Source organism: Acidovorax sp. GW821-FHT10A04 (assembly GCF_059415825.1).
Map to the genome: position 1 here is coordinate 246,371 of NZ_JBWKNZ010000003.1, position 12,740 is coordinate 259,110.

Genomic DNA, 12,740 nt, shown 5'->3' on the forward strand with positions numbered 1-12,740 from the left:
ATATGAACGGCCCCGATTTCGAACGCTTCCAGGCCAACGCGCAAGACTGCGGCGTACTGTTCTACTACGCCGGTGAGTTCACCCCGGCCGTGGTGGCCGCGGCGGCCGACTCGCTCAAGCAGCGCCTGGCCACCGAGGACGCCTCAGGCCCGGCCAAGCGCAAGCTGTTCTCCACCTTCGTGGAGATGGCACACAATATCCTGCACTACGCCGTCCCCCCCGAGGAGGGCGGCGTTGCGCCGCTGGCCACTGATGCGGCCACCGGGCCCAAGGGTGCTATCGGTGTGGGCAAAGACCTGCCCGAAGGCGGCCAGGAGGCCGAGGCCGCTCCCCAGTACTGGATCGTCTGCAGCAACGCCGTCGATGTGGCGCATGTGCCCCGGCTGACCGACAAGCTCGACGCCCTGCGCGCCATGAGCCTGGAAGAGATCAAGCAGAGCTACCGCGAGCAGTTGCGCAACCCCGACCACAACACGAATGACACCCTGAGCAAGGGCGCGGGCCTGGGCCTTCTGACCATTGCCCGCGATGCCAGCGCGCCGCTGGAGTACAGCTTTGCCTCCTCCCCGGAGACCGAAGGCCGCACGGCGCAGTTCCACGTCAAAGCACGGATCTGACCCCAGGCCTGACCTTGGGTAGACCCTAGTCCAGGAAGCGCCCCGCGTGCTCGGGCGCGGGGACCATGCACACCTCGGACCGTCCCCAGATGCGGTAGCGGTTGCGCGCCACCCAGCGGTACAACACATCGCGCAGCGGCGCAGGCACCAGCCAGCCCACCCACGCCAGCCGCCAGGGCCAGCCCAGGCGGTGCAGGATGCGCAGGATGGCGGCGGTGTGCTGCCAGGTGCGAGCGCCTTCTTCCTTTTCCTCGACCACCAGCAGGGTCTGCAGGCCATCGACCTGCAAGCCGGCCGCCTGCAGCAGGCGCAGGCCCTCTTGCCCCTGGATGGACGCAAAGCGGATGCGGCCCGCGCGGTCGTGGCGCAGCAGGAACTGCACCCAGCCATTGCACAGCAGGCACTTGGCGTCGAAGACGACGATCACGGCATTGGGGCGTCGAAGACGACAATCATGGTGGCGATACCGGTACCTGCAGATGCCCCTGGTAGGCCACGACGCGGCCAATCCAGGGCACAGTGGCCTGCACCTCGAAATGCAGCTCGTCATCGCCCTGCCCCGTCTCGCGCGCCACGATGGCCGGCTGCAGCCAGCGCGGACAAGGGATGCCCATGAAACGCATGCGCACCATGCGCATCTCCAGCCGGCCGCCCTCCACGGCCGACAGGCCGAACAGCAACCGCGCCGCGCCCATGTGCTCCTCGACGAAGCCCGGCGCCTCGCGCAGGGTGGAGCGCATGGTGCGCGTGGGGAAGATGCGGGTCCAGACCTCGGCGCCAGGCGTGGCGTCGAGCTCGAAGCGGATCGCGCCCCGCCCCGCCTGCAGCGGCGCCCCGAGCCCCCAGGCCAGCACACGGCCCAGCAGCGATGCGGGCGCCTGTACCTGCACCTGGCCATGCAGCACCTGCGGGCCGGCCAGGCGGTGAAAGCGCGCCACCGGCGAGGACAGCCGGTCGAAGTCGCCGCCCATCACGCGCTGGTACAGCGTGGCGGGTGCAGCAGGGGCAATGGTGTCGTTCATGGGACCTTGCATCCAGGACAAAGGCCTGGATTGGTCCAGTCTACCCGCCCCCGGTGCACAGGCAAAAAAATGCGGGCCGTAGCCCGCGCATGCCCCAGTGATGGCCTTAGCCCTTGGGCTTGCGCTGCAAGGCTTCCAGGGCATTGAGGTCCACCTGAGAGAGCATGCCGCGCAGGTCCTGCACGCCCACGCGGTCGCCCTCGATGCCGACCACCAGGCCGTTCTTGAGCACGGTCTTGAACTCGGCGCGGCTGCCGTCCTTGCGGTAACTCTGGTGCAGGGTGCGGCCGTTCTCCTGCCAGGTCTTCTCGGCGCTGCTCTGGTCTTCCTTCTCGCCCTGGCCCATGCCCATGGCCAGCGCGGCCATCTGGCCCAGGCCGCCGATGTCGATGATCTCGATGCGCACGCGCTTGTCGCCGCTGCCATAGGAGGCACTTGCCTGGCTGGTGGGCAGGCCCAGGGCCGCGCCGTCCTGCACGTCGAAGCCCGTACGTGGCAAGCCAGGCAGTTGCTCGGGCAGCGCGGCCTTGAGCGACTGGGCCGCCACGGCCTGGCCGCCACCCATCATGCCGGCGGCAGCCGCTACGGCACCGCTGTTGGCCGCGGCAATGGCGGCAGGGTCCTGGCTCTTCTGGGCCTTTTCCATCTGGCGTGCGGCCTCTTCCATCTTCTTGCTCGCGGCTTCGAGGCCGGCGGTGTCGATGGTGACCTTGCCGCCGGGCGTGTTCACCGAGATCGCAGGCGCATCGGCACCGCTGAACATGGCGCCACCGCGGGGCATGAACAGCGAGCTGACGGCCGCGATGACGATGCCGACTACGATGCCCGCGACGATCACCACGGCGGTGTAGGCGATCGACTTGTCAGGGTTGCTGCGCATCAGCACCGGCAGGCCCAGGTAGACCAGGTAGATGGAGTACAGGGCCGCGACAAAGCCCAGCATGGCCAGGGCCGGCAGCAGGCTGAAGATGCCGCCCAGCAAGGCCGCCGTGCTGCCGTAGACCGCGACCTTGAGCGCCTGGATGGAGTTCTTCTGGCCGCCGAAGGTGGGGGCCAGGGCATCGATGATGAGGCCCAGCACGAACACGCCCACCAGGCTCAGCACGTACGAGATCACCATGTTGGCCAGGCCCGACAGGATGGGCACGCGCACGGTGAAGCCGAAGCCGCCAAAACCCACCAGCGACATGCCGATAAAACCGCAGACGGCCGGGATGATCGCCAGGATCATCAGGTACTGGGTGTACAGCCCCGCCACATCGGCCGGCTCGGCATCGATGGTGGCCCAGGTCTCCTGGGGTTTGAGAAGAATGCTCTTGACGCGTTCGATCAGGTTCATGGTCGTGCCCTCCCGGCAGTGTGAGTGGAGCCTTGCGCCCTCGGTATGGGATGCAGGCAGGCTTTCAACTGGTGCGGACGATAAGGCAATTGGGAGCACTTGCACGCAGGTGCACAAACCCGTGGCGCCGCAAATGTGGAATATGCACGGTTTCGGGCGGGCAGGCTACTCCGGCTGTCTGGCAGTAGCACGCACGGCAACGGGACGGCAGGCGCTGCGCTGAACGCTATGATGGCACCGAACATCCGCCCGGCAGTCCCGCGCAAGGCGGCCCATGGAGCGCGCCATGAAATTCAGCCATGACACGGATGGAAAGCTGGTTCCGACCGAAGTACTGGCACTGCAAGCCTGCGTTGCCGAAGTGGAACAACAGCTTGACGACCGACCCCTGGCAACGCGGGCCGGTGATATCGCCCACCTGAAATCGGCGCTGTCCCTGCAGTCGGGCCCAGGGCTGACCGACGAAGACAACCGCGTACTGGCGCTGTACCAGGAAGGCGTTCTCGATTTTCGCCATGTGTTCGATCACTTCGAGCAGCGGCTGGTGGCTGTGATGGCGGGTGTCCATGGAGAATGAACGCCCGGCAGTGTTCAGTCAGCCCTCGGGCCGGCTGCGAAAATCGAGCACGGCTTGGTAGCCCGGCTGGTAGCGTGCACGCCGCACCTCATTGGCAATGGCACGGTGCACTGGCTTGTTCTGCCGGGCCAGCACGAGCCAGGTGGCCTTGATGGCCGGCGCCGAGCGCACCGGGTCGCTCGCCATCTGCTCCACACGCTGCCAGAAGCGGGCCCCGGCCCGCAGCCGCACAAAGCGGACCATGTGCCAGAACTCCCTGCGCACCAGCCGCCCCAGGTAGTCCAGTGCCACCTCTTCGAGGAGTTGCAGCTCATCACGGGTCAGCACGGTGCGCTTGAAACGGTGCCACACCACCTGCTTGTGGTAACCCGACCGGTGGTACCACGGGTCGGCCTGCAGGAACGCCAGAGCGCACCCCACATCGGGGCTGCTGCCATCGATGAACTGCTCCCACGCCAACTCCCCACCCGGAAAGAACAGGTCGCCGTACGCACCATGAAAATCGGTGCACGCGTCCTGCCACTGCTTGCAGGCCGCCGCCGAGGCCGAATGCTGTGCGTAGGTTTCGCCGATGAGGGCATGCAACGCACGCAACCGGGCCGGATGCGCGTGCATGGTCTGGACGAGATCGCTCAACGGCACGGCAGGCTCCATGAAAGCCTGCGGAAAGAAGTGGGGCATGGCGCCACTGTACTGGCGCAGAAGCTGGTGGCAAGTCCGCCTGCTGAAACACGGCTCCCCGGATGCACAGGTGTGCGACTACCTCACCCCTGCACAGGCGGCGCAGCCACCGGCTCGCGCGGTGTCTCGGAAGGCGACTGGGAGGGCGGCGGCTCGGGCGTTTGGGCCGGGGTCTGGCTGGGTGGCGGCGCAGGGGTCTGCTGCGGGGTGGTGCTGGTCGATGGCACCGGGGGCTGGTAGGGGGTGGATGCGGGGGGAACCGCCGGCCGCAGCCCGGGCACGATGGCGGGCGTGTTGACGCCTTGGGCCACGGCGGCCACGGAGCTGAGGGTAAGGACCGTCCACACGCCCAGTTGTTGAATGAATCGCATAGAGGGTGCCTCCGTCATCATCAAGGATGGGGCCAGTGTCGCGCGGGAGGGGCTGGTTGCAAGTCGGACAACTGCGCTAATTGATCGATGCGGGGATGGCGATCCAAGGGGGTTTTGCACGAGCTGCCCAATGGTGCTGCCGCATTGACGAAACGGCATCCGGCACGATTCGGATGCGAGCCGTTGGAGGCTGGCTGTCCCAGGCCCGTTCTAATCCCAACGAAACTCCTTGAACGCCAAGTTGATTTCCAAGTCGAACCAGTCATCGACAACCACCAGTGGAGGGAGCTTCAAGGGCACGATCCGGCCCGCCAAGGCCCGCACATAGGCCAGATAGTCTTCCGAAAATCGGCTGCCCGCGATAAAAATCACGGTGCCAGAGCACCGGTTGATATTTCCCTCTGGGCCTGCAAAGAAGACGTAGGAGATGGCGGGAAACAAGGGCACGCCGCAATCCCCACCTCCCTCACCCGAGTAGACCTGGGCAGGCGGTGGGACATCAGATTTGAGCAGCTCTAACAATCTGTAGCGGGCAGCGAAGCCTGACCAACCCTGGGGTTCCTTGATGTCATCGGTGGCCTCCGACGCGACGACCTGGGCCACGAAGATGAAGCTTGCATCCGCCACGCGTTCCTGCGTTGAAACGGAACTGCTGCAGGAGCATGCGCGCGCACCTCCGGCAAGGCCCAGCATCAGCACTGCGAGCAGTGCCAGTTGCCGGAAGAACAAGGGGGAGCGGGCAGTGAAGCGACTCAAGAGCGAAAGTTTAGCCAGCGGACCGGCCCTGCACAAGCTCGGCTTGCCAGCGAAGGCGCAGCGCCCCGCCCTCAACTGCGCCGCAACCGATCCACCGCAGCTTGCAAATCCTGCGTGAACACCCGCCGGTCCCGCCCCGCAGGCAGTTGCGGCTCACCATAGTGCACCACGGCCTCGATGGCCGGGGCGCTCAGGGTGCGCCAGATGGAGCCGACCAGGGTCTCGTCGCCGATGTAGCTGGGAGCGAAGCTCAGGTCGCCGGTGGTGCGGTCGACGAAGCGCAGGCCCACGGGTTGCACGGGGGCGTTGGCGGCCACGGCGGCCTGGATCAGGTTGGCGTGGAAGGGCAGGATCTCGCGGCCGTCGCCGGTGGTGCCTTCGGGGAACACGCCGAGCACCTCGCCGCGCTCCAGCGACTCCTGCATGGTGTGCACCATGCGCAGGGCATCGCGGCGCGAGGCGCGTTCGATGTACAGGGTGCCTGCGGCAGTCGCCAGGCCGCCGATGAGCGGCCAGGCCTTGACGTCGGACTTGGAGACGAAGCGGCAGTGGCGGGCCGCATGCATCACCGGAATGTCGAGCCAGGAGATGTGGTTGGCCACCAGCATGACCGGCCCCGAAACGGGGGGCTGGCCCTGCAGGCGCAGCGAGATGCCGGCCTTGGCCAGCAGCTCCATGGACCAGGCCTGCACACGGGCGTGCTGCTGGTCGGGCGAGAGCGCGGGAAAGCGCAGCGCCACGATGGCCATGCCCTTGAGGATATGGCCCAGCATGCGCCACAGGCGCCAGGCGGCGCGCAGGGCCTTCATGGCGTGGTCAACCGCCGCGGTCGAAGGCGACCTGCCCGCCGACCAGGGTCGTGCGCACGCGGCCGGGCAGTTCGTAGCCAAGGAAGGGCGTGTGCTTGCCCTGGCTGCGCAGGGCGTCGCCCTGCACCGTCCAGGCGGCCGCGGGGTCGAAGATGCACAGGTCGCCCACGCCGCCTTCGACGATCTTGCCCACGCTGGCCTGCAGGGTGCCCAGGGCGCCGCCGAGCACGCGCGCGGGTTCGCTGGTAACGACCGCCAGCGCGCGCTGCAGCGGCACGCCGCTGCCCTGCGACCACTTGAGGGCCAGCGAAAGCAACAGCTCCAGGCCGGTGGCGCCGGGTTCGGCCTCGGCAAACGGCAGGGTCTTGGCATCTTCGTCCACGGGGGTGTGGTCGGAGACGAGCACGTCGATGGTGCCATCGGCCAGGGCGGCGTTCAAGGCGTCGCGGTCGCGCTGCTGGCGCAGCGGGGGCGACAGGCGGGCACGGCTGTCGAAGAAGCCGATGTCCACGTCGGTCAGGTGCAGCGAGTTGATGCTCACGTCGGCCGTGACCTTCAGGCCCTCGGCCTTGGCGCGGCGAATCAGCTCCACGCCGGCGGCGCTGCTGATGCGGCACAGGTGCACGTGCGCGCCGGTGCTGCGCTGCAGCTCGAAGATGGTGTGCAGGGCAATGGTCTCAGCCGCCACGGGCACACCCGAGAGGCCCAGGCGCGTGGCCAGCGGGCCACTGGCGGCCACGCCCTTGCCCAGGTGCAGCTCCTGCGGGCGCAGCCATACGGTGTAGCCGAAGGTGGCTGCGTATTGCAGCGCGCGCTGCGTGACCTGGGTGCTGGCCAGCGGCACCTCGGCCTGGCTGAAACCGACGCAGCCGGATTCGGTGAGTTCGGCCATTTCGGTGAGCACTTCGCCGGCCAGGTTGCGCGTGAGCGCGCCCAGCGGGAACAGGCGGCTCTGGTGCAGCTTCTCGGCGCGGAACTTGAGCATCTCCACCAGGCCGGGCTCGTCGAGCACGGGGTCGGTGTCGGGAGGGCAGACCAGGCTGGTCACGCCACCGGCCACGGCGGCGGCCATTTCGGACTCGAGCATGCCTTCGTGCTCGTGGCCGGGCTCGCGCAGGCGCGCGGCCAGGTCCACCAGCCCGGGCAGCACGTAGCAGCCGGCGGCGTCGATCACGCGGTTGGGCGCAAAGTCGGGCGGCACGCGGTTGATGCCGACGATGCGGCCTGCGGCCAACGCAATGCTGCAGGTCTGGTCAAGGCCGGAAGCGGGGTCGATCACCCGGCCGTTCTGGATGAGTATCTTCATGCTTCATTCCCTGCGACGATGGACATGACGGCCATGCGCACCGCAATACCGAAGGTCACCTGGGGCAGGATCACGCTTTGCTGGCCGTCGACCACGGCGGAGTCGATCTCCACGCCGCGGTTGATCGGGCCGGGGTGCATGACGATTGCGTCGGGCTTGGCCAGCTGCAGCTTTTCCTGCGTCAGGCCGAAGCTCTTGAAGTACTCCTGGCTCGACGGCAGCAGCGCGCCGCTCATGCGCTCGTTCTGCAGGCGCAGGGTGATCACCACGTCGGCGTCCTTGATGCCTTCTTCGAGGGTGTGGCACACGCGCACACCCATCTGCGACATGTCGGAGGGCACCAGGGTGCGCGGGCCCACCACGCGCACCTCGGCGCAGCCCAGGGTGGTCAGGCCGTGGATGTCGGAGCGTGCCACGCGCGAGTGCAGCACGTCGCCCACGATGGCCACCGTGAGGTTGCTGAAGTCCTTCTTGTAGTGGCGAATGGTGTACATGTCCAGCAGCCCCTGCGTGGGGTGGGCATGCCGGCCGTCGCCCGCGTTGATCACGTGCACGTGGGGCGCCACGTGCTGGGCAATGAGGTAGGGCGCGCCCGACTCGCTGTGCCGCACCACGAACAGGTCGGCGGCCATGGCCGAGAGGTTGGCGATGGTGTCGAGCAGCGACTCGCCCTTGCTGGCCGAGCTGCGCGCGATGTCGAGGTTGATGACGTCGGCCGACAGGCGCTTGGCCGCGATCTCGAAGGTGGTGCGGGTGCGGGTGCTGTTCTCGAAGAACAGGTTGAACACGCTCTTGCCGCGCAAGAGGGGCACCTTCTTGACCTCGCGGTCGCTGACGCTCACGAAGTTGGCGGCGGTATCGAGGATGTGCGTGACGATGTCGCGCGGCAGGCCCTCGATGGACAGCAGGTGGACCAGCTCGCCGTGGCTGTTGAGTTGGGGGTTGCGCTTGTGCAGCACGGTCAGGCCTCCCGGGCTTGGTGGACTTGGAATTGGAAAGCCCCTTGCTCGTCGCGCGCCAGGGCCAGCGATTGCGTGGCCGGCAGCGCCACGCGCGCGGCCGCGAACTCGGCGTGCACCGGCAGCTCGCGCCCGCCGCGGTCCACCAGCACGGCCAGGCGCACGCTGGCGGGGCGGCCGTAGTCGAACAGCTCGTTGAGCACGGCGCGGATGGTGCGACCGGTGTACAGCACGTCGTCGAGCACGATGATGTCGGCACCGTTGACGTCGAACGGCAGCGCGGTCTGCGCGCCGGCCGCGAGGCCGCGCTGGGCGAAGTCGTCGCGGTGCATCACCGACGAGAGCACGCCGGGGGCGCCATCGAGCCCCAGGTCCTTCTGCAGACGCTCGGCCAACCAGGCGCCGCCCGAGGCGATGCCCGCCAGGTGGGTGCCGCCCGGGTTGTTCATCATGCTGCGCACGCCGCGCAGCAGCTCGCGGTACAGGGCCTCGGCATCGAGCACCAGGCTGCCTGACGGTGAAGAGGTGGTAGGCGTCGTCATGGGAGATTCCTCAAAAACTGTTCCAGGATGATGCAGGCCGAGGCGGCGTCGGCATCCTTGGCGCCACCGGCGATGGCCTCGGTGGTGCTGTAGCGCTCGTCGACCTCGAACACCGGCAGGCCGAAGCGGCCACGCAGCTGGCGCCCGAACTTCAGGGCGCGCTCGGTGTTCTCGTGGCTCGCGCCATCGGGGTGGTAGGGCACGCCGATCACCAGGGCGTCGGGCTGCCACTCCTTGATGCGCTGGGCCACCTGCACGAAGCGGGCGTCTGCGCCCTCGGCCTTGATGGTCTCCTTCGGGCTGGCGCTGCGCAGCATGCGGTTGCCCGTGGCCACGCCCGTGCGCTTGGTGCCGAAATCAAAAGCAAGAAAGGTCTGGAAATGCGCAGGAACGGCAGGCTGAACGGGCAAGCCGGTCATGCGTGCCCCGCCTCGGGCGAGAGCATCCAGGCCTGCAGGCCCAAGAGGGCCAGTGCGCGGTCGTAACGCTCGGTCACGGGGGTGTCGAAAATCACCGACAAGTCGGCCGCCACGGTGAGCCAGGCGTTCTCGGCCAGTTCCGATTCGAGCTGGCCCTCGCCCCAGGACGAGTAGCCCAGGGTGATGAGCACGCGGCGCGGGCCGGCGCCGGTGGACAGGGCCTCGAGCACGTCCTTGGAGGTGGTCATCTCCAGGCCGCCGGGGATGGTCATGGTGGAGGCGTACGCCGATTCCTCGGTCTCGGCACTGTCCATGAGCATGGGTTCGTGCAGCACGAAGCCGCGCTCGGTCTGCACCGGGCCGCCCGAGAAGACGGGGGCGGCGCGAAGGTCCTCGCGGCGCAGGGACAGGTCGACCTTGTCGAACAGGCCCTTCAGGGTGATGTCGGTGGGCTTGTTGATGATGAGCCCCAGCGCGCCACGCTCGCTGTGCTCGCACAGGTAGACCACACTGCGCGCGAAAGACGCATCCTCCAGACCGGGCATCGCGATCAGGAAGTGATGCGTCAGGTTGATGGGCGCAGAATCGATAGACATATCTCGCAATTTTAACGGTGAACATGGAGCCCTCTTATTCCACCGGTCTCGTCTGGTTCCGGCGCGACCTGCGCGCCAGCGACCACGCGGCCCTCTACCACGCGCTGACCGAGTGCCGCAAAGTGCACTGCGCCTTCGTTTTCGACACGGAAATCCTCGATCCGCTGCCCAAAAAGGACCGGCGCGTGGAGTTCATCCGCGCATCGCTGGCCGAGCTCGACGAGCGCCTGCGCACCCTGTCGGGCCACGCCACCGGGGGTCTGATCGTGCTGCACGCGGTGGCCAGCGATGCCATCCCCGCCCTGGCGGTGGAACTGGGGGTGGACGCCGTGTTCACCAACCACGACGACGAGCCCCAGGCCCTGGCGCGCGACAGCCGGGTGCGCACGCGGCTGGCAGCGGCCGGGCGGGCGTTTCACACCTACAAGGACCACACGGTCTTCGAGCGCGGCGAGGTGCTGACCCAGACCGGCAAGCCCTACAGCGTGTTCACGCCGTACAAGAACGCCTGGCTCAGGAAGGTGGATGCCTTCTACCTCAAGGGCTACCCCGTGGAGCGCCACGCCCACCGCCTGGCGCCCCGGCCCAAGGCGCACGGGCACGCGGTGCCCCCGCTCGCGGCCCTGGGGTTCGAGCCGGCGGGGATGGCCCTGCCGGCGGGTGAAAGCGGGGCGCAGGCACTGTTCGAGGACTTCCAGCAGCGCATCGGCCGCTACGAGGATGCGCGCAATTTCCCGGCCGTGAAGGGGCCGAGCTACCTGAGCGTGCACCTGCGCTTTGGCACCATCTCGCCGCGCCTGCTGGCACGCACGGCGCACGGCCTGGCGATCAAGGGCAACCAGGGTGCCGCCACCTGGCTCAGCGAGCTGGTCTGGCGCGATTTCTACCACCAGATCCTGGCGCACCACCCGCATGTGGTGGAGCACAGCTTCAAGCCGGCCTATGACGCCATCGCGTGGGAGAGCGGCCCCGAGGCCCAGGAACTGTTCGCGGCCTGGTGCGAGGGCCGCACGGGCTACCCGCTGGTGGATGCGGCCATGGCCCAAATCAACCAGACGGGCTACATGCACAACCGGCTGCGCATGGTGGTGGCCAGCTTTCTGGTGAAGGACCTGGGCATCGACTGGCGCTGGGGGGAGGCGTACTTCGCCACCCACCTCAACGACTTCGACCTGGCGGCCAACAACGGCGGCTGGCAGTGGGCCAGCTCCAGCGGCTGCGATGCGCAGCCCTACTTTCGCATCTTCAACCCGGTGAGCCAGAGCGAGAAGTTCGACGCCCGGGGCCAGTTCATCCGCAAGTACCTGCCGCAGCTGGCCACCCTGCCCGACGCCGCCCTGCACGCGCCCTGGAAGGCCAAGCCGCTGGAGTTGCAGGCAGCCGGCGTGGTGCTGGGCAGCACCTACCCGCACCCCATCGTGGACCACGACGAGGCACGCCAGCGCACGCTGGAACGCTATGCAGTGGTGAAGGCGGCGGCGGACTGAGGGTGCGGGGCCTGGCCCCGCTGGGCAGGGTCAGAACCGCGAAATGGGGTCGCGCGGCTTCTCGGCCATCTGCATGCCGCCATCGTCGATGGCCAGCCCGTTGCCGGACGCCAGGCGCAGGCGCAAGGTGACGTCGGTGCGGTTGTCGGCATTGGCCACGGCCTCGGCGGGGGTGATGGCGCCGGCCTCCACCAGGGCCAGCAGCGACTGGTCGAAGCTGCCCATGCCCTGCTCGGTGCCGCGGATGATGGCGGTCTTGAGTTCGTCGACCTGGCCCTTCTGGATCAGGTCGGCGACAAAGGGGGTGAGCAGCATGACCTCGGTGGCAGGCACCAGGGTGCCCTTGACGCTCTTGATCAGGCGCTGGGCGATCACGGCCTTCAAGCTCAGCGACAGGTCCATCAGCAGCTGCTGGTGGGCCGTCTCGGGAAAGAAGTTGAGGATGCGCTGCACCGACTGGCTGGCGTTGTGCGCGTGCAGGGTGGACACGCACAGGTGGCCCGACTGCGCGTAGTGCAGCGCATGTTGCATGGTGGCGCGGTCGCGGATCTCGCCGATCAGGATCACGCTGGGCGCCTCGCGCATGGCGCGGCGCAGGGCCTCATCGTAGGACAGGGTATCGAGGCCCACCTCGCGCTGGGTCACCAGGGATTTCTTGTGGTTGTGCAGGTACTCGATCGGGTCCTCGATGGTGAGGATGTGCCCGTTGGCGTGCTCGTTGCGGTGGTCCAGCATGGCCGCGAGCGTGGTGGTCTTGCCGGAGCCGGCGGCGCCCACGGTGAGGATCAGCCCACCGTTGAGGAACGCCAGCTGCTTGAGCACCGGCGGCAGGCCCAACTGGTCGAGTTGCGGAATGTTGGACACCACGTGCCGCACCACGATGCCGACCTGCCCGCGCTGCATGTGGATGTTGAAACGAAAGCGCTCGCCATCGGGCGTGGTGTACGAGAGGTCGCACTCCATGGTGGCCTCGAACTCCTCGCGCTGCGCCTTGCGCATCACCGAGTAGGCCATCATGCGGATGTCGTCGGCGCCCATGACCTGGCGCGAGATGGGCACGTACAGGCCCTGGCGCTTGACCGTGGGCGAGGCGCCCGCAAGCAGGAACAGGTCGGACGCGCCTTCGCGCGCCACAAGGGCCAGACAGGCCAGCAGCCGGCTGTCGCCGGCAGGTGAAGTCGACTCCATCGGTACCTCAGGTCAGGCAGACAGACACGAAAAAGCCGCAGATCCCCACAAACGCCAACGCCTGCACCGGT

The 12,740-nt window shown here is 67.8% G+C and carries 16 protein-coding genes; 3 read left to right on the forward strand and 13 right to left on the reverse strand.

The genetic code is table 11. The annotated features are described in order from the left end of the window. Nucleotides 1-2 precede the first annotated feature (2 nt). Nucleotides 3-617 (forward strand): DUF6272 family protein, encoded by a 615-nt coding sequence (locus tag AC07PF_RS08815; RefSeq protein ID WP_494611590.1) that lies wholly within the window; start codon nucleotides 3-5, stop codon nucleotides 615-617. Nucleotides 618-642: 25 nt separating this feature from the next. Here AC07PF_RS08815 and AC07PF_RS08820 read toward each other — a convergent pair whose 3' ends face one another. The 3 genes from AC07PF_RS08820 to AC07PF_RS08830 form a co-directional block, all read right to left on the reverse strand. Further along, on the reverse strand, nucleotides 643-1,044 hold the full coding sequence (locus AC07PF_RS08820) for a thiol-disulfide oxidoreductase DCC family protein (protein WP_494611591.1): 402 nt from the start codon (nucleotides 1,042-1,044) through the stop codon (nucleotides 643-645). Between the two features lie 25 nt (nucleotides 1,045-1,069). After that, nucleotides 1,070-1,639: a DUF4166 domain-containing protein gene (locus AC07PF_RS08825; protein ID WP_494611592.1), complete on the reverse strand. Its 570-nt coding sequence runs from the start codon at nucleotides 1,637-1,639 to the stop codon at nucleotides 1,070-1,072. A gap of 106 nt (nucleotides 1,640-1,745) precedes the next feature. Beyond that, nucleotides 1,746-2,978 (reverse strand): Yip1 family protein, encoded by a 1,233-nt coding sequence (locus tag AC07PF_RS08830; RefSeq protein WP_494611593.1) that lies wholly within the window; start codon nucleotides 2,976-2,978, stop codon nucleotides 1,746-1,748. Between the two features lie 286 nt (nucleotides 2,979-3,264). Here AC07PF_RS08830 and AC07PF_RS08835 point away from each other — a divergent pair, with 286 nt between their 5' ends. After that, the gene (locus AC07PF_RS08835; RefSeq protein ID WP_494611594.1) at nucleotides 3,265-3,555 is read left to right on the forward strand and encodes a hypothetical protein; all 291 of its coding nucleotides are present in this window, start codon (nucleotides 3,265-3,267) and stop codon (nucleotides 3,553-3,555) included. Nucleotides 3,556-3,573: 18 nt separating this feature from the next. Here AC07PF_RS08835 and AC07PF_RS08840 read toward each other — a convergent pair whose 3' ends face one another. The 9 genes from AC07PF_RS08840 to AC07PF_RS08880 all read right to left on the reverse strand — a co-directional run bounded on the left by AC07PF_RS08840 (nucleotide 3,574) and on the right by AC07PF_RS08880 (nucleotide 9,994). Continuing rightward, nucleotides 3,574-4,209, reverse strand: coding sequence for a hypothetical protein (locus AC07PF_RS08840; RefSeq protein WP_494611595.1), 636 nt, complete (start codon nucleotides 4,207-4,209; stop codon nucleotides 3,574-3,576). Nucleotides 4,210-4,319: 110 nt separating this feature from the next. After that, nucleotides 4,320-4,607 (reverse strand): hypothetical protein, encoded by a 288-nt coding sequence (locus AC07PF_RS08845; RefSeq protein WP_007853128.1) that lies wholly within the window; start codon nucleotides 4,605-4,607, stop codon nucleotides 4,320-4,322. Nucleotides 4,608-4,817: 210 nt separating this feature from the next. Beyond that, on the reverse strand, nucleotides 4,818-5,336 hold the full coding sequence (locus AC07PF_RS08850) for a hypothetical protein (RefSeq protein ID WP_035202986.1): 519 nt from the start codon (nucleotides 5,334-5,336) through the stop codon (nucleotides 4,818-4,820). Nucleotides 5,337-5,434: 98 nt separating this feature from the next. Beyond that, nucleotides 5,435-6,172 carry a lysophospholipid acyltransferase family protein gene (locus tag AC07PF_RS08855; protein ID WP_494611596.1) on the reverse strand — a complete coding sequence of 246 codons (738 nt, stop codon included), beginning with the start codon at nucleotides 6,170-6,172 and terminating at the stop codon, nucleotides 5,435-5,437. 7 nt (nucleotides 6,173-6,179) lie between these two features. Then, nucleotides 6,180-7,478: a dihydroorotase gene (locus AC07PF_RS08860; RefSeq protein ID WP_494611597.1), complete on the reverse strand. Its 1,299-nt coding sequence runs from the start codon at nucleotides 7,476-7,478 to the stop codon at nucleotides 6,180-6,182. After that, entirely contained in the window at nucleotides 7,475-8,437 is a 963-nt protein-coding gene (locus tag AC07PF_RS08865; RefSeq protein ID WP_007853143.1) for an aspartate carbamoyltransferase catalytic subunit, read from the reverse strand. Before AC07PF_RS08865 ends, AC07PF_RS08860 begins: the two co-directional genes overlap by 4 nt. A 2-nt stretch (nucleotides 8,438-8,439) precedes the next feature. Next, nucleotides 8,440-8,979, reverse strand: a complete 540-nt coding sequence (gene pyrR / locus AC07PF_RS08870) for a bifunctional pyr operon transcriptional regulator/uracil phosphoribosyltransferase PyrR (protein WP_007853145.1) — start codon at nucleotides 8,977-8,979, stop codon at nucleotides 8,440-8,442. Beyond that, entirely contained in the window at nucleotides 8,976-9,398 is a 423-nt protein-coding gene (gene ruvX, locus AC07PF_RS08875; protein WP_494611598.1) for a Holliday junction resolvase RuvX, read from the reverse strand. Before ruvX ends, pyrR begins: the two co-directional genes overlap by 4 nt. Beyond that, a complete protein-coding gene (locus AC07PF_RS08880; protein WP_007853150.1) occupies nucleotides 9,395-9,994 on the reverse strand; it encodes a YqgE/AlgH family protein in 600 nt (199 codons plus the stop codon). The genes ruvX and AC07PF_RS08880 overlap by 4 nt, the downstream gene beginning before the upstream one ends. 23 nt (nucleotides 9,995-10,017) lie before the next feature. Between AC07PF_RS08880 and AC07PF_RS08885 the strand changes: the two genes are divergently transcribed. Beyond that, nucleotides 10,018-11,481, forward strand: coding sequence for a cryptochrome/photolyase family protein (locus AC07PF_RS08885; protein ID WP_007853152.1), 1,464 nt, complete (start codon nucleotides 10,018-10,020; stop codon nucleotides 11,479-11,481). Nucleotides 11,482-11,511: 30 nt separating this feature from the next. Here the strand turns inward: AC07PF_RS08885 and AC07PF_RS08890 are convergent, their stop codons facing one another. Continuing rightward, nucleotides 11,512-12,669 (reverse strand): PilT/PilU family type 4a pilus ATPase, encoded by a 1,158-nt coding sequence (locus tag AC07PF_RS08890; protein ID WP_007853153.1) that lies wholly within the window; start codon nucleotides 12,667-12,669, stop codon nucleotides 11,512-11,514. Nucleotides 12,670-12,740: the final 71 nt, after the last annotated feature.